Genomic DNA, 22,088 nt, shown 5'->3' on the forward strand with positions numbered 1-22,088 from the left:
ATGCGCTCGGTTAAGACGATCCATGTGGTCTCGGCCCATGCCGAGGGCGAGGTCGGCGATGTGATCGTCGGGGGCGTCCTGCCCCCGCCCGGCGAAACACTCTGGCAGCAAAGCCGCTGGATCGCCCGGGACGGTGGCCTGCGTGATTTCGTCCTTAACGAGCCACGCGGCGGAGTCTTTCGTCATGTGAATTTGCTGGTGCCGCCGAAACACCCCGAGGCCGATGCGGGCTTCATCATCATGGAACCGGAAGACACGCCACCGATGTCAGGCTCGAACGCGATTTGCGTGGCAACTGTGCTGCTGGATGGCGGGCTGGTGCCGATGCTGGAGCCAGAAACGCGACTTGTGCTCGAAGCGCCGGGCGGGCTGGTGCGGGTGCGGGCCGAATGCCGCGACGGCAAAGCCGAGCGGATTTTCTTGCAGAACGTGCCTTCCTTTGCCGGCGTTCTCGATGCGGCGCTTGAGGTCGAGGGCCTTGGCACGCTGAGTGTCGACATCGCCTATGGAGGCGACAGCTTCGTCATCGTTCGCGCGGAAGATATAGGCTTTGCTTTGGTCGAAGACGAAGCGCATGACATCGCAACGCTTGGCGTGCGGATCACAGAGGCGGCACATGCTCAGCTCGGTTTCAGTCATCCGGAAAACCCCGATTGGCGGCATATCTCGTTTTGCCTTTTCGCAGGTCCGTTGCGTGACGGCGCGGGCGGGCTGGAAACCGCTGCTGCCGTTGCCATCCGGCCGGGAAAGGTGGACCGTTCGCCGACCGGCACGGCGCTGTCGGCACGGATGGCTGTACTTCAGGCGCGGGGCCGCATGGGGCGCGGCGACCGCCTGACGGCACGGTCACTGATCGGGTCTAGTTTTTCCGGACGGATCGTCGCCGAGACAACCGTCGGGTCCAAGCCGGCAATCATCCCCGAGGTTTCAGGACGTGCTTGGATCACCGGCACGCATCAGCACATGCTCGACTCCTCCGACCCTTGGCCCGGCGGTTACCGACTGTCCGACACCTGGGGCGCGCGCTGACACTCTGGATCGGGCGATCAAGCCCAAAGGGTTCCTCAAAACCCATCTGCGCTGAAGGGGCTCAGGTCGTGGTTAACCGGCTTGCTCACTGCTATGTCGGCCACGATATCGCCAGGCGTGTCTCAATACGATCGAGTACCTCAAGAAGTTCGGCTGTACCGCTGCGCAGGCCTACGCGATCCTCGGCACCGCGCCCGTGCAGGGGCATATCTCGGGTGTGGTGGATATTCCCAACGCCTGCGCCACGCTCTGGTTGCCAAACGAGATCTTCGATTTCGACATCATGCCGGGCTCAGACGCATTGACCAAACATCTCGATGGCTCGGTCGACATCCAGCTGGCCGCAGATCACTGAGACCCCGATTGCCAGACAGGCCACCGGCGTGAACCGTCAATCCGGTTACGCGGAGATTTCAATGCCTTATTATGACTACAGCTGCCTTGAATGCGGTCCCTTCACCGGTTTCGCCGCGATGACGGATTTCGACAAACCTTGCGTCTACCCCACCTGTGAGGCAACCGCCCCCGTGTTCTGTTGCGTGCCCCAGCCTTTGCCAACACGGACGGAGGTAAGCGTGCAGCTATGGCCACCAACGAACACAGCCATCGGCTTGCCCAAATCCACCAGATCCCATAAACGCGGCTGTTCGTGCTGCTTTGCAGGTTCAAAAAAAGCTGCCCAGTCGCACCTTGCACCGCGCGGACGGTTCCAAGAGTTTCCCTTCCTACCGCCCTTGGATGATAAGTCATTGAGCGACAACGCCGTGTCCAAAAACCAACGTTCGACCAAAGGCGATGGATAATATCTTATATGATCGCCTTTGCTGGAGGGCCTGGGAAACTGTTAAAGCGCTCCCATCCGAAGCCCAGAGGCGGTGCAGTGACGTTCTACATGTATTAACCTCGCCTCGACTAACCTGAGTCGTCGGATAAGCGCGCGTCGGACATTCGCTGCGAATGTCATGAATTACCGCTTTGAGCCGTTTGCGGAAGTTGAACTTTACCCCACTGAATTCATGAAATACTCGTCTGAACTGTTGAGCGGACGTTTTGCAATGGTAAGGCCTCAGCCTTCCAAGCATGAGCTAACCTAGTGTCCAAGAGATCATATTGTATATCGATCTGTTCCGCAGCGTTTTGAGGAAAGAAATTTCGTACGAATTGCCTGCAAGCTACACAACTCACTTAACAAAGGTGTCTAGGTTGTCGGGAAGTTTAAGGCCTCAAGAAAGCGCCCTAATGTAGGATGATTAAAATACTAATTAAGTTTCAATAAGTTGAAAAGATAAAGTGGCGGAGAGACAGGGATTCGAACCCTGGGACCCCGTGAAGGGTCAACGGTTTTCGAGACCGCCCCGTTCGACCACTCCGGCACCTCTCCGCGGGGGTCTGGACGGTGCGTTTAATCGCCTTTGGCGGGGCTGACAAGGGGTTTGCCTTGTTTCGCCACGGATTTTGCCTACGTTGAGGAAAGCAATGCTACGTCAGGAGGTATCGTGACCCAGACGCGCCAAATCCGCCCCCTTTTTTTCATGGCCGTTCTCGCAATCGCGACGATGGCCGCGCTTCAGACCCGCGCCGCGGATCGTGATCGGCTAGACGCGTTTCTCGAAGTGACCGGCTTTGGTGTCGCGCTTGACTCTATCGCGCTTGCCGCCGGGGATGCGCCGGCAATGCTGGGGATGCAGGCCAGTGATTTCGGGTCGGATTGGTCGCGCGTGTCAAAGGACGTGTTCGATACCGAAAAGATGCAGACGATGGCGCTCGACATATTGTCCGAAACTCTGAGCGACGAGCATTTGACCCACGCCGCAGAATTCTACGCTTCGCCGCTGGGACAGCGTCTGGTGGAGGCCGAGAATGCCTCGCACATGGTCGAGGATGACGAGGCAAAGCAGCAGAAAGGCCGTGCGCTGGTGGCCGAAAGTGTGGAGCAGGGCGACGAACGCATCGAAACCCTTCAGAACCTCAACGAAGCGGTGGATTCCGACGGAAATTCGGTCCGCGCTGTACAGGAAATCCAGGTTCGCTTTCTGATGGCCGCATCGAATGCCGGCATTCTGAACCAAGAGCTTGACGAAGGCGCGTTGCGCGCGGCCATGAAGGCCGGTGAGGAAGAGATGCGGATGACCATGAAGGCCGGCGCGCTGGCCAATGCCGCATACACCTACAAGGATTTCTCGAACGCGGAGCTGCAGGAATATCTGGCCGCGCTCGAACATCCCGACATGCAAACGGTCTATCAGCTGATGAATGCGGTCCAGTACGAGATCATGGCCAATCGCTTTGAGGTGCTCGCCTCGCGAATGGCCGAAATGCATCCCGGGCAGGAGCTTTGAACTGATATGCATATCGCGAGAACATTGGCCGCCGTCGGCGCACTTTCGGCGGTGCTCTTGGCCCCGGCTGCCGCCACCGCACAGGACGACGACCGGGAGCGCCTGATCGAGTTGATGCGGATCGACGACACCGTAGAGGTGATGCGCAAGGAAGGTCTGCGCTACGGCGCCGAGATCGGTGCGGAGATGCTGCCCGATCTGCCAAAGGACGACTGGGAACGCACCGTCTCGCGCATCTATGATGCCGAGAAGATGGAGGCGGTGATCACCCAAGGGTTCGAAACTGCCCTCGAAGGAGAGGAACTGGGCACTTTGGTCGAATTTTTCGATAGTGGGCTTGGGGAAGAGATCATCGGTCTAGAAATCTCGGCCCGAGAGGCGTTTCTCGACGAGGAAACCGAGATTGCGGCGATGGACGCCTTCGAGATGGCCCGCGGCGACGAAACCGAGCTGTACCAGCAAGTCGAGACGATCATCGCCGACAGCGACCTTGTGGAATACAACGTGATGGGTGCGATGAACGCCAACCTCATGTTCTATCGTGGGCTGGCCGATGGCGGCGCGATCGATCTTGGGGAATCGGACATGCTGGCCGATGTCTGGGCGCAGGAATCGGACATCCGCGCGGAATCAGAGGCTTGGCTTGGCTCCTTTCTGATGATGGCCTATCGCCCGCTGGAGGCGGAGGAACTCGAAGCTTATGCCGCGCTATATCGGACACCCGAGGGGCGCATTCTGAACACCGCGGTTTTCAACGCCTATGACCGCATGTACGACGAAATCTCCTACCTTCTGGGGCAGGCGGTCGCCGAACATATGCGCAGTCAAGAACTCTGATCGGACCCGGCCGGCGCCGAACCGCGCCGGTCGCCCCAAAAAACCGGGCTTTTGCAGGGCACAAGGCTTGACTTTGAGGGGCGCCCCTAGGATAAGCGGCCATCCCGGCGGGGCGACTCGTGCGGGATTTGTTTTTTTGACGCCCGAGGGGCGCGCCGTTCGAGGCACCAAACGCCGGTTGATCCCGGGGCCACAGAACGCGGATGAGAAAAGGAAAGACACATGTTTGCGGTTCTGAAGACCGGTGGCAAACAGTACAAGGTTCAGTCGGGCGATATGCTCCGGGTGGAAAAACTTGCTGCCGACGCCGGTGAGAAAGTTCAGTTCAACGAGATCCTGATGCTGGGCGGCGACGCGCCGGTCATCGGTGCTCCGCTGGTCGACGGCGCAGCCGTGCAGGCCGAGGTCGTGGACCAGGTCAAGGGCGACAAGGTCATCAACTTCGTCAAGCGCCGCCGGAAGCACGGCTCGCAACGGACCCGTGGCCACCGTCAGCAACTGACCCTGCTGCGGGTGACCGAGATCCTTGAGAAGGGCGCGGACAAGTCCGGCGTGAAGGCTGCAGTCGGCGCAAGCGCACTGGCCGTCGGCATGGGCAAGACCCGTTACGCCGACAACAAGGCCGAGCAGGCCGAGATGGCCAAGCGCGTGAAGAACAACGAGGCCGAGGAAAAGAGCGTCGCCAAGAAAGCCGAACCCAAAGCCGAGAAGAAGGCCGAAGAGAAGAAGGCTGCCCCCAAGAAAGCCGCGAAGGCCGAAGGTGGCGACGACCTGAAAGAGCTGTCCGGCGTGGGCCCGGCGCTTGAAAAGAAACTGCACGAGGCAGGCGTGACCACGTTTGCCCAGATCGCGGCATGGACCGCCGATGACATCGCCGAGATGGACGAGAAACTGTCCTTCAAAGGCCGCATCGAGCGCGAAGGTTGGGTCGAGCAGGCCAAAGAACTGGTCAAAGGCTAAGGAGAGACGATATGGCACACAAGAAAGCAGGCGGTTCATCCAGAAACGGTCGCGATTCGGTCGGTCGTCGTCTGGGCGTCAAGAAATACGGCGGCGAGGCCGTGATCCCGGGCAACATCCTGGTGCGTCAGCGCGGCAACAAATTCTGGCCGGGCGACGGCGTCGGGCAGGGCAAGGATCACACCCTCTTTGCGACCGTCGAAGGCTCGGTGCATTTCCGCAAGGGCCTCAAGGGCCGTACCTTTATTTCGGTTCTCCCGGTGGCGGAGGCCGCCGAATAAGCCGAACCTTCAAGGTGTGAAATTCAGGGGGATCGGCACATCGCCGGTCCCCTTTTCTGTTTTTCGGAGGCACGTCATGAGCGTGGCTGTCACATCCTTTCTGGTCTTTGGCGCGTCGCAAGTCGGCACGCCCGGGCCCGCCAACATGGCGCTTCTGGCAACGGGCGCGCGGTTCGGGTTTCGCGCGGCGCTGCCCTTTGTTGCGGGGGTGGTCATCGGCAAGCAGTTCGTGATCTGGCCGGTCGGTTTCGGCCTGATGGAACTGGCCGACCGCGCGCCTTACATTTTCGACATTCTGAAGTGGGTTTCGGCGGCCTATATTTGCTGGCTCGCGTGGAAGGTTGCGCAACTGCGGCTCGGTCCGGCCGACGCGCAGGTGGCCGCGCCCGGCTTTCTGGCAGGGCTGATCGTGCATCCGCTCAACCCCAAGGCCTGGGCGATGATCGTCGCCGGCTTCACCAACTTCGTCGCTGCGGGTACGCCCGCCGTGCAGGCCACGCTGACCATCTCCATCTGCCTTCTGAGCCTGCAATTGCTACTGCACCCGATCTGGACACTTGGAGGAGACCGGATCGCGCGCACCGTGGCGGGAACGCCGGCCGAGCCGCACCTGATGCGCGCCTTGGCCGCGCTGACCGTCGCATCCGTCCTGTTCGTGCTTTTCGGAGGAGACAGCACATGAAGCTTGAGACCATCGCGACCGACAAACTTCTGGAAACCGAACGGTTCGACCTGCGGCCCGTCCGTGAATCCGATGCGGGTCTTATCTCGCTTTATGCCGGCGACGAGCGTGTGGCCCGGTTCACCACGTCTATCCCGCATCCTCTTCCGCCTGGCACCGCCGAAGCCTTCATCGCGCGCGTCATGGATCCGGACCACCCCGAGGATGTCTGGGTGATGGACGGCACGCGCATCGGTGGCGGCGAGGTCATGGGCCTGATCGGCCTGGATCGGATGGACCGCGATCAGTTCGAGATCGGCTATTGGGTCGCGCCGGCCTATTGGAACAGCGGTATCGCCTCGGCGGCCGTCGAGGCGATCCTGTTGGCCAATCCCCAGAACGCGCAGACAATCTTTGCCAGCGTGTTTCAGGACAATGCCGCCTCCGCCCGGGTGCTGACGAACTGCGGTTTTCGTTATCTCGGCGATGCGGAAAGCTTTTCGGTCGCACGGAAGGCCAATGTCCCGACCTGGACCTACAGCCGGGCGATGGACAATGGCTGAAACTGTCTTTGCCCGCACGCCGCGCCTTGTCTGGCGCGCAGGCACGCCGGATGACGTAGAGGCGCTTTACGCGATCGTCAGCGATTTCGACGTGGTTCGCCAGACCGAGACCTGGCCCTGGCCCGCGGACCTGTCCTTCACGCGCTCGCGCTGTATCGTCACCGCGTCGGATCAGGGCGCATCAGGTGTGGTCTGCCAAGGCGACGAGGTCGTCGGCTATCTCGGTCTCAGTCCCGAGGGCAAAATCGGCTATATGTTTGGCAAATTCTATTGGGGCCGGGGTCTGGCCACCGAGATCGGAGCCGCCGCGGTTGCATATGCATTTGACCGCTTTGACTGGCAATGTCTCGAGGCTTGTGTCTTTGCCGACAACCCGGCTTCTGGCCGGGTTCTGGAAAAGCTGGGATTCGAGGAGGGCAACGCCTGCCAAGGTCCCTGCCGCGCACGCGGCGGGGTTTACCCAATTCGCACCTTCCGGCGTCCCCGGGCTTGAGCCGGGCCGCATTTGGTTCTACGGACGGTTTCTGACGCCATCTGAGGCTATGACATGAAGTTTCTCGATCTCGCCAAGGTTTACATCCGCTCGGGCAGCGGCGGCAACGGTTGCATCAGCTTCCGGCGCGAGAAGTATATCGAATACGGTGGCCCCGACGGTGGCGATGGCGGCGGCGGCGGCTCGGTCTGGGCCGAGGCGGTTGACGGACTGAACACGCTGATCGACTTTCGCTACCAGCAGCATTTCTTCGCCGACAACGGCACGCCCGGCATGGGCAAGCAGCGTACCGGCGCGGACGGCGACGACATCGTCCTGCGTGTGCCCGTGGGCACCGAGATCCTGGACGAGGACCAGGAAACGGTGATCGCCGACCTGACCGAAGTGGGCGAGCGCGTTTGCCTGGCCAAGGGAGGCAACGGCGGCTGGGGCAATTTGCGTTTCAAGACCTCTACCAACCAGGCGCCACGCCGCTCCAACCCGGGGCAGGAGGGTGTCGAACGCACCATCTGGCTGCGGCTCAAGCTGATTGCCGATGTGGGACTGGTCGGGCTGCCCAACGCGGGCAAGTCGACCTTTCTGGCCGCGACGTCGAACGCGCGGCCCAAGGTCGCCGACTATCCGTTCACGACTTTGCATCCCAACCTCGGTGTCGTCGGCGTCGACAATACTGAGTTCGTCGTGGCGGATATCCCCGGCCTGATCGACGGCGCGTCCGAGGGGCGGGGCCTGGGCGACCTGTTTCTGGGCCATGTCGAGCGGTGTGCAGTACTTTTGCATCTGATCGATGGGTCATCGGGCACCTTGATCGAAGACTACAAGACGATTGTCCGTGAACTCGAAGCCTACGGCGTCGGGCTGTCAGACAAGCCCCGCGTGACTGTGCTGAACAAGATCGACACGCTTGACGAGGAAGAACGCACGTTCCTGCGCGAAGAGCTCGAGGCTGTGGCGGGCCCCCCAGTCATGCTGATGTCGGGGGTGTCGCGCGAGGGTGTCACCGAGGTGCTGCGTGCTTTGCGGGCGCATATCGACGAGGGCCGTCTGCGCCAACGGTCCGTCGATGACGAGGATGCACCGTGGCAGCCGTAGCCGACGCCAAGCGTCTCGTGGTCAAGATCGGCTCGGCCCTTCTGGTCGACCGCCAGACGGGCCAACTGCGCCGAGACTGGCTGGTGGCGCTGTCCGAGGACGTGGCCCGTCTGCGGGCGCGGGGCACGGATGTTATCCTTGTGTCTTCCGGCTCCATCGCGCTGGGACGAGGCGTCCTGAAACTTCCCTCCGCCGACTTGTCACTGGAACAGTCGCAAGCCGCCGCCGCCGTGGGCCAGATCCAGCTCGCCACCGCCTATACCGAGGCGCTGGCCGCACATGACATCATCGCGGCGCAAGTGCTGGTCACATTGGAAGACAGCGCCGACCGCCGCCGCTACCTCAATTCCCGGGCGACTATGGAACAGCTTTTGTCACTGGGCGCGATCCCCATCGTGAACGAAAACGACACGGTCGCCACGGACGAGATCCGCTACGGCGACAACGATCGGCTGGCCGCGCAAATCGCGGTGACCGCCGGGGCCGATCAACTGATCCTGCTCAGCGACGTGGACGGCTTTTATTCGGCCAACCCGCAGACCGACCCGACCGCCAAACGCTTCGACGTTATCTCGGAAATCACCCCCGAGATCGAGGCCATGGCTGGTGCCGCAGGCTCCGGCTTGTCGAAAGGCGGCATGAAGACCAAGCTGCTGGCGGCGCGGACGGCCACCGCCGCCGGCTGCGACATGGCGATCACCGAAGGGTCGGTGCTGCACCCGGTCCGGGCTTTGGAACAGGGTGCTCCGGCCACTTGGTTCACCGCCCAAGGCGACCCGCAGCAAAAACGCAAGCAATGGATTGCCTCGATGAAGCCCAAGGGCCAGATTGTCGTCGATGCCGGCGCAGTCAAGGCGCTTCGGGCAGGCTCCAGCCTGCTGGTTGCCGGCGTGGCGCAGGTTTCAGGCCGGTTCGAGCGCGGTGACGCGGTCGAGGTCGCCGACGAGACGGGCGGTATCCTGGGTCAGGGTTTGACGCGTTACGACGCATTGGATGCCGAACGGATCAAGCGCCTGCGCTCGGACCAGATCGAGACCGTGCTGGGCTATCCCGCCCGTGGTCCGTTGATCCATCGCGACGATATGGCCATATGACCGAACGACTGCTAGGTTCGGCTGAACAAACAGGTGCCTTGATGAAAGATCTCGACAACATACCAGCTCTGATGGCCGAGATCGGCCGGCGCGCCAAGGCCGCCGCCTCGGTGCTCGCCACCGCCACGGCAGAGGCCAAGACCCGTGCGCTGACCGCCGCGGCGGATGCGGTGTGGGCCAGCCGCGCCGACATCCTCGAGGCCAACGCCAAGGACCTCGCGTTTGGCCGCGACAAGGGCCTGTCGGACGCGATGATGGACCGCCTGATGCTGGACGAAGATCGGATCAAAGGGATCTGCGATGGTCTGCGTTCGGTCGCCAGCCAGGACGATCCGGTGGGCGAGGTGATCGAAGAATGGGACCGCCCGAACGGCCTGCATATCCGGCGCGTGCGCACGCCGCTTGGCGTGATCGGGGTGATCTATGAAAGTCGCCCCAACGTCACGGCGGACGCGGGGGCGCTCTGTCTGAAATCTGGCAACGCGGTGATTCTGCGCGGCGGCTCGGAAAGCTTTCATTCCTCCGGCGCCATTCATCGCTGCCTCTGCGCCGGCCTGACCGAGGCCGGTCTGCCGGAGGACGCGATCCAGCTCGTCCCGACTCGCGACCGCGCGGCGGTGCAGGAAATGCTGACGATGACCGGCACAATCGACGTGATCGTGCCGCGCGGCGGCAAGGGGCTTGTCGGCCTCGTTCAGAGCGAGGCACGGGTGCCTGTCTTCGCGCATCTCGAAGGCATCGTGCATATCTACATCGACAAGCATGCAGACCCGGAAAAGGCGCTGCGCGTCGTTATGAACGCCAAGACCCGCCGCACCGGCATCTGCGGTGCCGCGGAATGTCTGCTGGTGCACGAGGACGCTGTCGACACGATCGGGCAGGGCGTGATCCGGGCCTTGGTCGAAAAAGGGGTCGAGGTCCGAGCCGATCCTGCCCTGCAGTCGGTGCCGGGCACGGTTCCGGCCGGCGATGGCGACTGGGGGTTCGAGTTCCTGTCGATGGTCATGGCCGCGAAAAAGGTGGGCGACGTCTCAGACGCTATCGATCACATTCGGAAATATGGCTCGCAGCATACGGACTGCATCATCACCGAGGACGACGCGACGGCCGAGCGTTTCTTTGCCGAACTCGACAGCGCGATCCTGATGCGCAACGCTTCGACGCAGTTCGCGGATGGTGGAGAATTCGGCATGGGCGCGGAAATCGGCATTGCGACCGGCAAGATGCACGCCCGCGGTCCCGTGGGCGCCAGGCAATTGACCAGCTTCAAGTATCTCGTTGATGGCGACGGCGCTATCCGCGCCTGAGCCGCACTTCCGCCGCGTCGTCAGACACGACCGCCGAACAATCCAGCCGTGCGTCCCACGCGGCTGCGGGCAATATCACGAATTGCACATGCGCCGGCGCCGGAAGCGCTGTACCTTGTGTGCCGTTCAGCATGTCCCATAGTGTGGCGTCCACGTTCATCCGTTCGGCCGTGGCCCGGATGACCCAGCCGTCCTCTGACAGTGTCATGACAATGCGGCCCCCATAGGGCACCGCCTGTTCGGCGCAGAGCAGTGCCAGCAGGACCGCGCGCACCTCGGTACGCGGGTAGTAGCCGGCGGGAAATGGCTCAATCTCGGTCCGGTCGTCGGCATGAAGATCCCTGAGGATCGAGTTGACCTCCTCGGCGCCGGTTTCCTGTTCCTTGCAGGCGACCCCGAAGGCCAGGCGAAAGAAACGGATGCGGGCATTGGCATGGGCCACGCTGTCCGCGACCAGCGAAAGTTCGGGCGAACCGGCGGCGTTCGACAATTCCAGCAATTCGAGCCCGTTGCTGACCGCGCCGATCGGGCTGATCAGGTCATGACAGATACGAGAGCCTATCAATGCTGCGATAGCGTTGGTATCGTTTGCCAAATCGTTTCCTTTCGCGCGGAGCCCGCAGATGTCCGACATGAACAGCATTCTCGAGCCCGGCATGCTTGTGGTCCACCCCGATCAGCCTGATTGGGGCACAGGGCAAGTCCAGTCCAACATCGGTGGTAAGATCACGGTGAATTTTCAGGATGTCGGAAAAGTGGTGATCGACGGCTCCCGCGTTGAGTTGATGCCGGTGACTGAACCATAAGTAACGTTACCAAAACGTTAACACGCAAAGGTCCGCTCGCAAGCCGCCTTCTTGCTGCGGGCAAAGATGCGCCGCGGAACTTCAAGAGGTTGCAGCGCGGGACGGAAAGGCTTTAAAACCCGCGCAGCCAATCTGAACGGACCCATTGATGTATTCGCGCGACGTGCAGTTCACCGTAAGACTCGCCCGCTCCGAGCAAGACCTGCACGCGGCGCAACGCCTGCGCTACGACGTCTTCGTCGCCGAACTGGGCGGCGACGGTCCGCTCGTCGATCACGACGCGCGGCTGGAGCGTGACCGGTTCGACCCTTATTTCGATCATCTGCTTTTGGCCGACGAGTCCCGCGGCGGCGAGATTGTCGGCGTCTACCGCGTCTTGCGCGATGACCAGGCTGCCGAGGCGGGTCAGTTTTACTCCGAAGATGAATACGACATTTCGGTCCTCAAATCCTCGGGCCGGCGGATCATGGAACTGGGCCGGTCCTGCCTTGCCGAGGGCTATCGCGGTGGCGCGGCCATGTATCACCTGTGGAACGGCCTTGCGCGCTATGTGGCCGATCATGGCATCGAGATCCTGTTCGGCGTCGCCAGCTTTCATGGCACCGATACCAGCTCCCTGGCGCAGCCGCTATCGCTGCTCCACCACCGCCACCTCGCGCCCGAGCCATTGCGGGTCCATACCGTGCCCGCCCATTACCAGCCGCTTAATCTCGTGCCGGAAGACCAGATCGACCGGCGGGCGGCCATGTTACAGGTGCCTGCGTTGATCAAGGCCTACCTGCGGCTTGGCGGCTTTGTCGGTGAAGGCGCGTTCATAGACCACAGGTTCAACACCACCGATGTCTGCCTCGTTATGGACACCGCGCAACTGAACGCCCGGCAAAAAGCGATCTATTCCAAGGGGGCCGACCTATGAGCAACACCTGGGAGTCGCAGCGTCCCGCGCGCGTGGATCGGGTCACGGGGACAGGTTGGCTGATACTGGCGCTGCGCCTTGTGGTGCTGTTGGCAATCATCGTGCCGGGCGTCATCGCGGTGCTGGTTCTGCGCCTTGTCGAGACATTTTTCTTCGACCGCCGACGCCCATTGACCGCGCGCTTGCAACGCTGGGCCATCTGGGCCGGGCTGCACGTGATCGGATTGCGGTATCGCCGCGAAGGCCGGCCCATGCAAAGCCATGGCGCCGTGGTGGCCAATCACGCCTCGTGGTTGGATATCTTCGCTCTCGGGGCGGGGCAAGCGATCACCTTCGTGTCCAAGGCCGAGGTGGCGGGCTGGCCCGGTATCGGTTTTCTTGCGCGGATCGTCGGCACCGTCTTCATCAGCCGCAACCCCCGGCAGGCCGACGCACAGCGCAACCAGCTGAAAGCCGAGCTTGACGCCGGTCGAAAGCTGTTGTTCTTCCCTGAGGGCACCTCGACCGACGGTATGCGCGTGCTGCCGTTCAAGTCGAGCCTCTTTGCCGCGTTCTCCGATCTGGAGGCGGGATTGCGGATTCAGCCGGTCACGGTTGTCTACATCGCGCCAGATGGGCTGGAAGAGCCGCGCTTTTACGGCTGGTGGGGCGACATGGATCTCGGGCCACACATGTTGCAGGTTCTGTCGCGATTTCCACAAGGCGGCGTGCGCGTGATCTATCATGAACCGATAAGTGTCAGCGATTATCCCGATCGCAAGGCGTTGGCCCGAACGCTCGAGGCGAAAGTGCGCAGCGCGATGCCGCCCGAAGTCGCTTTGCCGGGCTGAGACTGCCGCGCAGTCCCGCCTCAGCGCATGGCCGCGATCAATTCGCCCAAGGCGGCGCTCGGGTCGTCCTCGCGCCAGATTTCGTCACCGACACCGAAAAAATCAGTCATGGAGGACAGCTGTGATATCGTGGTGGCGTCAAGTGCGCCCTCTGCCACCACCGGCACTTCGATCACCTGTGACCACCACTCGAAAAGCTCCGCCTCGGCCTGCGACCCGTCGCCAAGGGCGGAGACCCCTGCGGGGCCGAAGCTGATGTAATCGGCGCCTGCTTCGCCCGCGCTCATCCCGTCATGGCGCGAGGTGCCGCAGAAGGCGCCGACGATGGCGTCCGGGCCAAGCTCCTTGCGCGCTTTGCGCACGGTGCGGGACCCGTCCGTCAGGTGCACGCCGTCCAGCCCCAGCCGTTCGGCCAGCACGAAATGCGTGTCGATCACGATGGCGACGTCCTGCCCATGCGCGACCTCGCGGCAGGTATCGGCGGCGCGGCACAACGCGGTCTCGTCATGGGTCGACAGGGCCAGCCGCACGCAGGCGATCTCGTGGTCGCGCAGGACCCGATCCAGAATGGCGGGAAACCGCGCCAGTTCGATCTCGGGCGGGGTAATCAGATAGATTTGCGGCTGCTCGGGGTCTGCCATGGTCTTGTCGTCCTGTTTTTGCCCCTATAACCGGGATTTGCAAACGCGTCTACGGTACGCGAACGCGGTCTTTTGCGCTTTCCCGCACGTCCGGGCTGGATTATGGCGGGCACGTTGGAGGAACAGGATGCCAAGCGAAAACACACAGCCGCGCTTTGTGCTCGTCCGTCCGCAGATGGGCGAGAACATCGGCGCCGCCGCGCGCGCGATGTGGAACTTTGGCCTCGACCGCATGGTCGTCGTGGCCCCGCGCGATGGTTGGCCCAATCCCAAGGCGGTGGCCATGGCCAGCGGCGCGGGGCGGTTGCTGGATGACGCGCGCCTGGTCCCCGACCTGACAGCTGCGGTCGAGAAGGACAGTTTCGTCATGGCCACCACCGCCCGGGTACGAGGCCTGACCAAGCCCGTCTTCAGCCCCGAAGAAGCCATGGCCGAGGCCGCCAGGCGCCTGTCGCGCGGTGAGCGTGTCTCGGTGCTGTTCGGGCCGGAACGGGCCGGCTTGGAAAACGAGGATGTGTCCCGCGCCAACGCGATCATCAGCGTGCCGGTGAACCCTGAATTTCCCAGCCTGAACCTTGCTCAATGCGTGCTCTTGTGCGGCTACGAGTGGCGCCGCGCGTCGCAGGCGGTCGAGGCTGCCCGCGTCGATATGGCTGGCACCGAATGGGCCAACCAGAAAGAGATCGAGGCGCTGTCGGCGCATTACGAGGAACGCCTTGAAGACGCCGGTTTCTTCTTTCCAGAGGCCAAGGCTCCCGGCATGAAGATCAACCTGCGCAACATGTGGAGCCGGATGCCCCTGACGCGGGCCGACGTGCAGACACTGCATGGCGTACTGCGGCAAATGGTGCGCTGGAAGGAGCGCGGTTGAAGCGCCGCGCGGCGCGAATTAACTTCACGCGAAAGTCAGAGGGCGGAACATGAGCGAAAAACGCAGCATTTTCCAAGAAGTGTCAGATGCGGACACCCCGCGGCAGACGCCGCAAGGCGGGATGATCGACGCAGGCCGCCGCGGTGCAAGGGGCGCTGTGCGTTTGTGGCTGATGCTTCTTTTCGCGCTGGTGGTCGTGATGATCGCCGTGGGCGGCCTCACACGCCTGACCGACAGCGGCCTGTCGATCACCGAGTGGAAGCCGGTGACCGGCGCTCTGCCGCCGATGGACGCGGTCACATGGGAGTCGGAGTTCGAGAAATATCGCGCCATTCCCGAGTACCAGTTGCAGAACAAGGGGATGACGCTTGCCGAGTTCAAGGTGATCTACTGGTGGGAATGGGGCCATCGCCAGTTGGGCCGCGTGATCGGCCTTGTCTGGGCCTTGGGCTTTCTGGGATTTCTGCTTTTGCGTAAGATCCCGCCCGGCTGGACAAGTCGCTTGCTGCTATTGGGAGGTTTGGGCGGACTTCAGGGCGCCATCGGCTGGTGGATGGTCAGTTCTGGTCTTTCCGGGCAGATGCTGGACGTGGCCAGTTACAGGCTGGCCGTGCATCTTGGGCTTGCCTTCGTGATCTTGGGCTTCATCGCGTGGTACGTGATGTGTCTTGGGCGGGAAGAGCGCGAGCTGATGCAGGCCCGGCGCAGCCGCGAGGGCAAGCTTTTCGGCCTGTCCACTGGCTGGCTGCATTTCGCCTTCCTGCAGATCCTGATCGGCGCACTTGTTGCGGGCATCGACGCGGGACGCACCTTTACCGACTGGCCGCTCATGGCGGGGGGCTTCCTGCCCGTGGATTTCTGGATGCCGGAGCTTGGCTTTAGAAACTTTTTCGAAAATCCCGGCATGGTTCAGTTCATCCACCGCATGACCGGCTATCTTCTTCTGATTTTCGGCATCGTTGTCTGGCTGAAAGGTCGCCGGTCGGCCCATGCGCTGACCCGCGGCGCGTTCAATTTCGCCTTCCTCGCGCTTTGCCTTCAAATCGTGCTCGGCATAATGACGGTTCTCTATGTTGCGCCGTGGCAACTTGCCATCGCGCACCAGCTGCTCGCGGTGATCCTCTGGGTCCTGATCCTCAGGACGCGGTTTCTCAGCCAGTATCCCATTGTACGGTCGGTGCGCGGATGAGCCTGCCCAACGCATTCGATGCGCTCATGGCTTATGAGCGGGAAACCCAAGCCCTGGCCCGCATCTCAGCGCGGCTGAGCTGGGATCAGGAAACCGTGATGGCCCGCGGCTCGGCCGGGCAGCGGGCCGAGGAACGCGGCGCGATGGAAAGCGTGCTGCATTCCAGGCGCACCAACCCGCAAATCGCGGAGTGGCTGGAGCAGGCCGACCCGCCCGACGCGGACGGCGCCGCGCAATTGCGGCTGATCCGCCGCAGCTATGAGCGGTCGGTCAAGGTGCCGGCCGATCTGGCCGCCGCGCTGGCCCGGCTGACCAGCCGGTCGCAAGGCATATGGGCCGCCGCGCGTGCCGAGGACGACGTGGCCGCCTTCCTTCCCACGCTGGCCGAGGTGGTCAAGCTCAAGCGGGAAGAGGCCGCGGCGCTGGCGGGCGACGGCGACCTTTACGATGCGCTGGTCGACGATTTCGAGCCGAACGGCAAAGCGGCCGAATTCGCCGCGATGTTCGACGAGATGCGTCCGGGCCTGGTGGCACTGCGCGAACGCGCCCTGAACGCCCCGCAGGTGACGCCGCTTTCGGCTACGTTCGACGCCGATACGCAGATGGCGCTTGGCCGGGAACTGGCAGAAACCTTCGGCTATGACCTGTCCCGGGGTCGCATCGACCGGGCGGTTCATCCGTTCTCCAGCGGGTCGGGCGAAGACGTGCGCATCACCACCCGCACCGCCGAGGATGATCCGTTCAACTGCCTCTACTCGACGATCCACGAGGTCGGCCATGCCTGCTATGAGCAGGGCATCGACCCAAAATTCCTTCTGACCCCGGCGGGGCAGGGGGTGTCGATGGGCGTGCATGAAAGCCAAAGCCGGATCTACGAGAACCAGCTTGGCCGCAGCCGCGCCTTCTGTGGCTATCTCTATGGCCGGATGCGCGACTTGTTCGGGGATTTCGGCGTCAGGGACGAAGACGCCTTCTATGCGCTCGTGAACCGCGTGCATCGGGGGTACATCCGGACCGAGGCTGACGAGGTGCAGTATAACCTGCACATCATGCTGCGGTTCGATTTGGAACGGGCGCTGTTCGCGAATGATCTACAGGTCGATGATCTCGAAGCGGCCTGGAACGATCGGTTCCGGGCGGATTTCGGGTATGACGTCAACCGCCCCTCGAACGGCGTGCTTCAGGATGTGCACTGGTCCGTGGGGCTCTTCGGGTATTTCCCGACCTACAGCCTTGGCAATGTCTATGCCGGCTGCCTTCATGAGGCGCTGCGCAAGGATCTGCCCGACCTCGATGACCAACTGGCAAAAGGCGATCTTTCTGCCGCGACGGGCTGGCTGCACGAGCGGGTTCAGTGCCACGGCGGACGTCATGAACCCAAGGATGTCATCACGCTCGCATGCGGCAGCGCGCCTGGCGCAACGCCGCTGATGTCCTACCTCGAAACCAAGTTCGGCGCGCTTAGCGACAGTTGACGCATCACTGCATCCGCAACGCGCCGTCGAGACGGATGACCTCGCCGTTCAGGTAATCGCATTCGACGATGAACCGCGCCAGCGATGCGTATTCGTCCGGGTCGCCCAGCCGCTTGGGAAAGGTCACGTCCTGCGCCAGCCCGTCTTGCACCTCCTGCGGCAGGCCCTTTAGCATGGGCGTCGCAAAGATACCCGGTGCGATGGCCATGACCCGGATGCCGTCGCGGCTCAGGTCCCGCGCCATGGGCACGGAGAGGCCCACGATACCGCCCTTGGACGCGGCATAGGCGGTCTGGCCCTTTTGCCCTTCGAAGGCGGCTATGGATGCCGTGTTGATGATGACCCCACGCGTGCCGTCGGGCGCGGCGACATTCTGCGCGATTTCCTCGGCGGCAAGGCGGGCCACGTTGAACGTGCCGATAAGGTTGATGTCGATAGTGCGGCGGAAGCCATCAAGACTGTGCGGCCCGTCGCGCCCCAGCGTCTTTTCTCCGGTTGCGATGCCCGCGCAATTGACGGCAGCGGTGATCTTGCCCATGGCGTCCTTGGCGGTGGCAATCGCGGCCTTGACCGAGGCTTCATCGGTGACGTCCGTTTCGGCAAAACTAGCCCCGATCTCGGCGGCCACTTCGGCGCCGCGCTTCGCGTCGCGGTCCAGCAGGGTGACTTTGGCCCCTTGCGCGCGAAAGTGCCGTGCCGTCGCTTCCCCCAGGCCCGAGGCGCCCCCGGTGATGATTGCGGCGGTGTCTGAGATTTGCATGGAGCCTCCGGCGGTTTGAAATGAACAAGTGTTCAGCTATTCCAGAAACCGTGCCCTGTCAAAGCCGTCGCCGGACAAGTTTGGAGCTGAGGCCAAGGCCGACCACGGTGATCAAAATCCGAAAGATGTGATGCAGCGTCACGAAGGCCGGGTTGGCGGAAAGGCTGAGGGCCACCAGCGACATCTCGGTCACGCCGCCGGGCGCGAAGCTGATCAGCAACACGTCGAACGGTTGCTCCAGCACCTGCATCAGCGCCAGCGCAAAGATGATGGCCAGTCCCAGCATCCCTCCGACACACAGGACAGTCAGCCCGACGCCCCGTAGTACCAACCCGCCGGACAGCCCCGTGAACCGCATGCCAAGCGCCGTGCCGACGACAATCTGCGCGACGTTGATCAACCATTGCGGGACATCGACGTGATAAAGCCCGGTCAGCGACAGTATCGCCGCTACGGACAGAGGCCCGGTCAGTTGCTTTGCCGGAAGGCGCAGCACATGCCCAAGGCCAATTCCCGCAGCGCCGGCGCAGGCAATCAGGGGAAAGGCCGACCACGATACCTCGCCACGAGCCAGCGTGACTCCTGCGGAGCTGCCGACCGGATGGCCGACCCAAAGCGACAGGCCGATGGGCAAGAGCGTGACCACCGCGATGATTCGCAGGAATTGTTGCAGCGTCAAACGGGCCGGATCGGCACCGGCCTCCTCGCCCATGGCAATCGATTCGAACAAGCCGCCGGGCGCCGCGCCGTAGAACGCGGTGGGGCGGTCATACCCGCCGATGAAGCGCAAGACGCTGTAGCCATAGGCGTGGGCGACGACGACGAACAGCGTCAGGGCGGTGAAACTGACCGCAAGACGCGAGGCCTGTCCAAAAAGTTCGGGCGTGACCTGCGCGCCGATCATCAGGCCGATGACCGAAATGAAGACGAGACGCAGCATGGGGGGGAAACGGTAACCATCCGGTAAACGGGCCGACGCGGTTGTCGCCACGAGACCGGACGCGACCAGAGGCCCGATCAGGAACGGAAGCGGTATCGAGGCCGCTTGCGCGCCGAAGGCCGCGGCGCAGGCTAGAGCCAGCAGCGCAAGTGTGGTCAGGATAGATCCCATGCGCCCCTTCAACCACCCAGCGCGGGGAACGGCAAGGCGGCGCCGCGCCAAGCGCGGCCGAACTTATGCGAACTCCACGAATTTCGAGAACGGCATCTCGCGCAGCCGCGTTCCCGTGGCCGCGAAAATGGCCGCCGCAAGGGCAGGGGCGGCAGGCGGCACGGGGGGTTCCCCTACGCCAAGCACCTTGTCACCGTTTTCAAGTCCGCGCACCTCGATTACCGGGGCCTGGTAAAGGCGCAGCCCCTGGAACGCGTCGAAATTGGTCTGCTCGGCGCGGCCGTCGGCATAAGTCAGTTCGCAGTTCATCGCATGACCCAAGCCAAATATGACCCCGCCGGCCACCTGATTCTCGAAATTCAGCGGATCGATCACCGTGCCAACCTCTGCCGCGACCCAGGCCCGCGTCAGCTTCAGGCCGGCCTCGGTGGCCTCGATCTCGATCACCTCAGCGCAGGGCACGCCAAAGGACTTGGTGAAGGCAACACCGCGCCCCACGCCATCGGCCGGGTTCGGCCCGGACCAGTTGCTCATCTCGGCCACGGCCTCCAGCACGCCACGGGCCAGCGTGTCATTGCACAGCCGCAGACGCTCTTCCATCGGGTCGGCCCAGGCGGCGTGGATCAGTTCGTCCAGTCCGGCATTGTAGAAAAACCCGTTCGTCGACGCGCCGACCGAGCGCCAGGACGAGATTGGCGCAAGCGGTGGCGCGCGATAGCCGGTCACCCGGTGATGCGGGAGCGCAAAGGGTTGCTCGAAGGCACCGGCCACGATCTGGCTGTCGGGGCCGGGCACGCTCAGCCCCTGCCGCCCCATTTGCGAGACGATGACCGACGGCATGGCAATGCCAAGGTCAAAGGCCTCGACCCGGCCCTCACGCACGGTGCCGCGCATCCGCGCCATGGCGATCTGGCGCGGAAAATCGTGGGTCATGTCTTCTTCGCGGGAATAGGTCAGTTTGACCGGCGTGCCTTTCATCTGCATCGCGATCTCGGCGGCATGCCGCACCACCATGTCTTCGAGCCGGTGCCCGAAACTGCCGCCGATCATCTGCACATGCAGGGTGATGTTTTCCTCCGGTACGCCGGTAATGCCCGACACATTGGTCAGAACGTTGCGCGGGATCTGCGTGCCGGTCCATATCTCGACGGCATCATCATCGACGCGCACGGTGGCGTTGACCGGCTCAAGCGGGGCATGGGCCAAGTAGGGCGCGCGGTACTCGGCCTCGATCACATCATCCGCGCCAAGCGCCGCGTCCATGTCGCCGTCGTCGCGCTTGCGGCTGTCCTGCGTGTCTTCGGCGAAACTGTCGGAAAGCGCCTGCCAATGCGCCTCCATCGTTCGCGGCAATGGCCCATCGGGCCAGCTTGCCGCGATGGCCTTGGCCCCTTCCATCGCCCGCCAGGTGTTATCGGCCACGATGCCCAGCCCGCCGGTTATTTCGACCACCGTTTGCACGCCGCGGATCTTGAACGTCTCGGCGGTGTCATAGCTGCCAAGCGCCCCACCAAGCGCAGGGTTCAAAAGCACCGTCGCGTGGACCATTCCGGGCAGGTTCACGTCGATCCCGTAGTCCTGCGTGCCAGTGGACTTGGCGACCATATCCAGGCGCGGGATAGGCTGGCCGATCAGCCGCCACTCCGATGCGGGTCGCAGGGCAACGTCGGTCACCGGGTCCATGTCCGCCGCCACAGCGGCCAGCTCGGTATAGGGGAGGGCGGTGCCGTCCGGCAGGATTACCGCACCGTCGCGTGTGGTCAGTTCGCTGGCCGCGATACCTGACTGCGCGGCGGCGGCAGCTTTCAGCGTCTCGCGGGCCGATGCTCCCGCCGCGCGCAGCTTGTCGAACCCGTCGGGCGTGGTGGTCGAGCCGCCGGTGATCTGCAACCCCAGGAACTTCGCCCCCGCCGACACGACCGAGCCCGCGACCTGTTCCCCAAAGCCGCCACCGGGGGCGAGGAAGGCCGCCGCCTCGTCCGCCAGCGCCCGGTTCCAATAGGCGACGTCCGGCGGGCCGGGATCAACCGCGATCTGGTCGAGCGTCACGTCCAGTTCCTCGGCCAGCAGCATCGCCTGAACCTGGTAGGCGCCCTGGCCCTTGTCGGCGCGGGGCGTGATCAGTGTGATGCCATCGGGGCGGATCAGCACATAGGGGGTCAGGGCCGCCTCGCCGTCGTTGAGCCCGCTCAGCAGCGGATTGCGGTATGGTGTCTTGTAGCGCCAAACGCCAAAGGCAACGCCGCCCGCCGCGGCGACGGCGCCCACCAGGAAACTTCGGCGCGCGATCTTACCGACCCGGCTCATCTTACGCCTCCTTCAGCTTGGCGGCGGCGGTCTTTACGGCCGCACGGATGCGCGGATAGGTGCCGCAGCGGCACAGGTTGCCCGACATGGCGTCGTCGATCTGCTCGTCCGTGGGATCGGGCGTTTCCGAGAGGAGCGCCGCGGCCTGCATGATCTGCCCCGACTGGCAATAGCCACATTGCGCGACCTGGGTCTCGATCCATGCCTGCTGCACGGCATGGCGCGTCTCGGGGCTGCCCAGCCCGTGAATGGTGGTCACCGGGCCCGAGACGTCGCGCGCGGCAACCTGGCAGGATCGTACGGCTTCGCCATCTATGTGCACCGTGCAGGCCCCACATTGCGCGATCCCGCAGCCATACTTGACGCCGGTCTTGCCCAGCACGTCGCGCAGCACCCACAGAAGGGGCATCGCGTCCTCGACCTCGATCTCGTGGTCCGTGCCGTCGATCGTCAATTGCATGGTGCCTCCCGCCGCATTCCGCTTTTATCGCAACGATAAACCGCGCGGTTCAATTGTCGAGAAGAA

At 63.3% G+C, this 22,088-nt stretch carries 24 protein-coding genes and 1 tRNA gene; 18 read left to right on the forward strand and 7 right to left on the reverse strand.

Annotated elements, in window-relative coordinates; all coding sequences use genetic code 11:
- Both FIU86_RS08380 and FIU86_RS08385 read left to right on the forward strand, forming a co-directional pair.
- Positions 1–1,029 carry a proline racemase family protein gene (locus tag FIU86_RS08380; RefSeq protein WP_152474665.1) on the forward strand — a complete coding sequence of 343 codons (1,029 nt, stop codon included), beginning with the start codon at positions 1–3 and terminating at the stop codon, positions 1,027–1,029.
- A gap of 88 nt (positions 1,030–1,117) precedes the next feature.
- Positions 1,118–1,384: an acetamidase/formamidase family protein gene (locus FIU86_RS08385; RefSeq protein WP_302848769.1), complete on the forward strand. Its 267-nt coding sequence runs from the start codon at positions 1,118–1,120 to the stop codon at positions 1,382–1,384.
- Positions 1,385–2,320: 936 nt separating this feature from the next.
- On the opposite strand, the gene FIU86_RS08395 is transcribed toward FIU86_RS08385, so the two are convergent.
- Positions 2,321–2,410: transfer RNA gene (locus tag FIU86_RS08395), tRNA-Ser, on the reverse strand.
- A 115-nt stretch (positions 2,411–2,525) separates the two neighbouring features.
- Here FIU86_RS08395 and FIU86_RS08400 point away from each other — a divergent pair.
- The 10 genes from FIU86_RS08400 (at position 2,526) to FIU86_RS08445 (ending at position 10,656) form a co-directional block, all read left to right on the forward strand.
- Positions 2,526–3,368, forward strand: a complete 843-nt coding sequence (locus FIU86_RS08400; RefSeq protein ID WP_368373159.1) for a DUF2059 domain-containing protein — start codon at positions 2,526–2,528, stop codon at positions 3,366–3,368.
- A gap of 6 nt (positions 3,369–3,374) precedes the next feature.
- The gene (locus tag FIU86_RS08405) at positions 3,375–4,205 is read left to right on the forward strand and encodes a DUF2059 domain-containing protein (protein WP_152474667.1); all 831 of its coding nucleotides are present in this window, start codon (positions 3,375–3,377) and stop codon (positions 4,203–4,205) included.
- A gap of 222 nt (positions 4,206–4,427) precedes the next feature.
- Positions 4,428–5,165 carry a 50S ribosomal protein L21 gene (locus FIU86_RS08410; RefSeq protein ID WP_152474668.1) on the forward strand — a complete coding sequence of 246 codons (738 nt, stop codon included), beginning with the start codon at positions 4,428–4,430 and terminating at the stop codon, positions 5,163–5,165.
- Positions 5,166–5,176: 11 nt separating this feature from the next.
- Positions 5,177–5,446 carry a 50S ribosomal protein L27 gene (gene rpmA / locus FIU86_RS08415; protein WP_152474669.1) on the forward strand — a complete coding sequence of 90 codons (270 nt, stop codon included), beginning with the start codon at positions 5,177–5,179 and terminating at the stop codon, positions 5,444–5,446.
- A gap of 76 nt (positions 5,447–5,522) precedes the next feature.
- Positions 5,523–6,128 carry a LysE family translocator gene (locus FIU86_RS08420; protein WP_152474670.1) on the forward strand — a complete coding sequence of 202 codons (606 nt, stop codon included), beginning with the start codon at positions 5,523–5,525 and terminating at the stop codon, positions 6,126–6,128.
- On the forward strand, positions 6,125–6,670 hold the full coding sequence (locus FIU86_RS08425) for a GNAT family N-acetyltransferase (RefSeq protein ID WP_152474671.1): 546 nt from the start codon (positions 6,125–6,127) through the stop codon (positions 6,668–6,670). Before FIU86_RS08420 ends, FIU86_RS08425 begins: the two co-directional genes overlap by 4 nt.
- On the forward strand, positions 6,663–7,163 hold the full coding sequence (locus FIU86_RS08430; RefSeq protein WP_172977472.1) for a GNAT family N-acetyltransferase: 501 nt from the start codon (positions 6,663–6,665) through the stop codon (positions 7,161–7,163). The genes FIU86_RS08425 and FIU86_RS08430 overlap by 8 nt, the downstream gene beginning before the upstream one ends.
- A gap of 54 nt (positions 7,164–7,217) precedes the next feature.
- Positions 7,218–8,255: a GTPase ObgE gene (obgE, locus tag FIU86_RS08435; protein ID WP_152474673.1), complete on the forward strand. Its 1,038-nt coding sequence runs from the start codon at positions 7,218–7,220 to the stop codon at positions 8,253–8,255.
- Positions 8,243–9,349 (forward strand): glutamate 5-kinase, encoded by a 1,107-nt coding sequence (gene proB, locus FIU86_RS08440; protein ID WP_152474674.1) that lies wholly within the window; start codon positions 8,243–8,245, stop codon positions 9,347–9,349. Before obgE ends, proB begins: the two co-directional genes overlap by 13 nt.
- Positions 9,350–9,390: 41 nt before the next feature.
- On the forward strand, positions 9,391–10,656 hold the full coding sequence (locus FIU86_RS08445) for a glutamate-5-semialdehyde dehydrogenase (protein ID WP_152474675.1): 1,266 nt from the start codon (positions 9,391–9,393) through the stop codon (positions 10,654–10,656).
- Here FIU86_RS08445 and FIU86_RS08450 read toward each other — a convergent pair.
- Positions 10,643–11,251 carry a histidine phosphotransferase family protein gene (locus tag FIU86_RS08450; protein ID WP_254703976.1) on the reverse strand — a complete coding sequence of 203 codons (609 nt, stop codon included), beginning with the start codon at positions 11,249–11,251 and terminating at the stop codon, positions 10,643–10,645. The two genes, FIU86_RS08445 and FIU86_RS08450, sit on opposite strands and share 14 nt — an antisense overlap.
- Positions 11,252–11,279: 28 nt before the next feature.
- Between FIU86_RS08450 and FIU86_RS08455 the strand changes: the two genes are divergently transcribed.
- The 3 genes from FIU86_RS08455 (at position 11,280) to FIU86_RS08465 (ending at position 13,208) form a co-directional block, all read left to right on the forward strand.
- Positions 11,280–11,462, forward strand: coding sequence for a DUF3553 domain-containing protein (locus FIU86_RS08455; RefSeq protein ID WP_103761327.1), 183 nt, complete (start codon positions 11,280–11,282; stop codon positions 11,460–11,462).
- A gap of 148 nt (positions 11,463–11,610) precedes the next feature.
- Positions 11,611–12,378: a GNAT family N-acetyltransferase gene (locus FIU86_RS08460; protein ID WP_152474677.1), complete on the forward strand. Its 768-nt coding sequence runs from the start codon at positions 11,611–11,613 to the stop codon at positions 12,376–12,378.
- The gene (locus FIU86_RS08465) at positions 12,375–13,208 is read left to right on the forward strand and encodes a 1-acyl-sn-glycerol-3-phosphate acyltransferase (protein ID WP_152474678.1); all 834 of its coding nucleotides are present in this window, start codon (positions 12,375–12,377) and stop codon (positions 13,206–13,208) included. Before FIU86_RS08460 ends, FIU86_RS08465 begins: the two co-directional genes overlap by 4 nt.
- 20 nt (positions 13,209–13,228) lie before the next feature.
- Here the strand turns inward: FIU86_RS08465 and FIU86_RS08470 are convergent, their stop codons facing one another.
- Positions 13,229–13,849, reverse strand: a complete 621-nt coding sequence (locus FIU86_RS08470) for a thiamine phosphate synthase (RefSeq protein ID WP_152474679.1) — start codon at positions 13,847–13,849, stop codon at positions 13,229–13,231.
- 127 nt (positions 13,850–13,976) lie between these two features.
- Here FIU86_RS08470 and FIU86_RS08475 point away from each other — a divergent pair, with 127 nt between their 5' ends.
- Genes FIU86_RS08475 through FIU86_RS08485 form a run of 3 tightly spaced genes read left to right on the forward strand, consistent with a single transcriptional unit; the run spans position 13,977 to position 17,384 of the window.
- On the forward strand, positions 13,977–14,720 hold the full coding sequence (locus FIU86_RS08475; RefSeq protein ID WP_152474680.1) for an RNA methyltransferase: 744 nt from the start codon (positions 13,977–13,979) through the stop codon (positions 14,718–14,720).
- A 49-nt stretch (positions 14,721–14,769) separates the two neighbouring features.
- Complete coding sequence (ctaA, locus tag FIU86_RS08480; protein ID WP_152474681.1) at positions 14,770–15,909, forward strand: heme A synthase; 1,140 nt, start codon at positions 14,770–14,772, stop codon at positions 15,907–15,909.
- Complete coding sequence (locus FIU86_RS08485; protein ID WP_152474682.1) at positions 15,906–17,384, forward strand: carboxypeptidase M32; 1,479 nt, start codon at positions 15,906–15,908, stop codon at positions 17,382–17,384. Before ctaA ends, FIU86_RS08485 begins: the two co-directional genes overlap by 4 nt.
- A 4-nt stretch (positions 17,385–17,388) precedes the next feature.
- Here FIU86_RS08485 and FIU86_RS08490 read toward each other — a convergent pair whose 3' ends face one another.
- The 4 genes from FIU86_RS08490 to FIU86_RS08505 form a co-directional block, all read right to left on the reverse strand.
- Complete coding sequence (locus tag FIU86_RS08490; RefSeq protein ID WP_152474683.1) at positions 17,389–18,144, reverse strand: SDR family NAD(P)-dependent oxidoreductase; 756 nt, start codon at positions 18,142–18,144, stop codon at positions 17,389–17,391.
- Between the two features lie 58 nt (positions 18,145–18,202).
- Positions 18,203–19,255 (reverse strand): AbrB family transcriptional regulator, encoded by a 1,053-nt coding sequence (locus tag FIU86_RS08495; RefSeq protein WP_152474684.1) that lies wholly within the window; start codon positions 19,253–19,255, stop codon positions 18,203–18,205.
- A gap of 63 nt (positions 19,256–19,318) precedes the next feature.
- Positions 19,319–21,562, reverse strand: a complete 2,244-nt coding sequence (locus tag FIU86_RS08500) for a xanthine dehydrogenase family protein molybdopterin-binding subunit (RefSeq protein WP_152474685.1) — start codon at positions 21,560–21,562, stop codon at positions 19,319–19,321.
- Between the two features lies 1 nt (position 21,563).
- Positions 21,564–22,022, reverse strand: a complete 459-nt coding sequence (locus FIU86_RS08505) for a (2Fe-2S)-binding protein (RefSeq protein WP_152474686.1) — start codon at positions 22,020–22,022, stop codon at positions 21,564–21,566.
- Positions 22,023–22,088: the final 66 nt, after the last annotated feature.

It is taken from the genome of Roseovarius sp. THAF9 (genome assembly GCF_009363715.1).
In the GTDB taxonomy this organism is placed as follows: Bacteria; Pseudomonadota; Alphaproteobacteria; order Rhodobacterales; family Rhodobacteraceae; genus Roseovarius.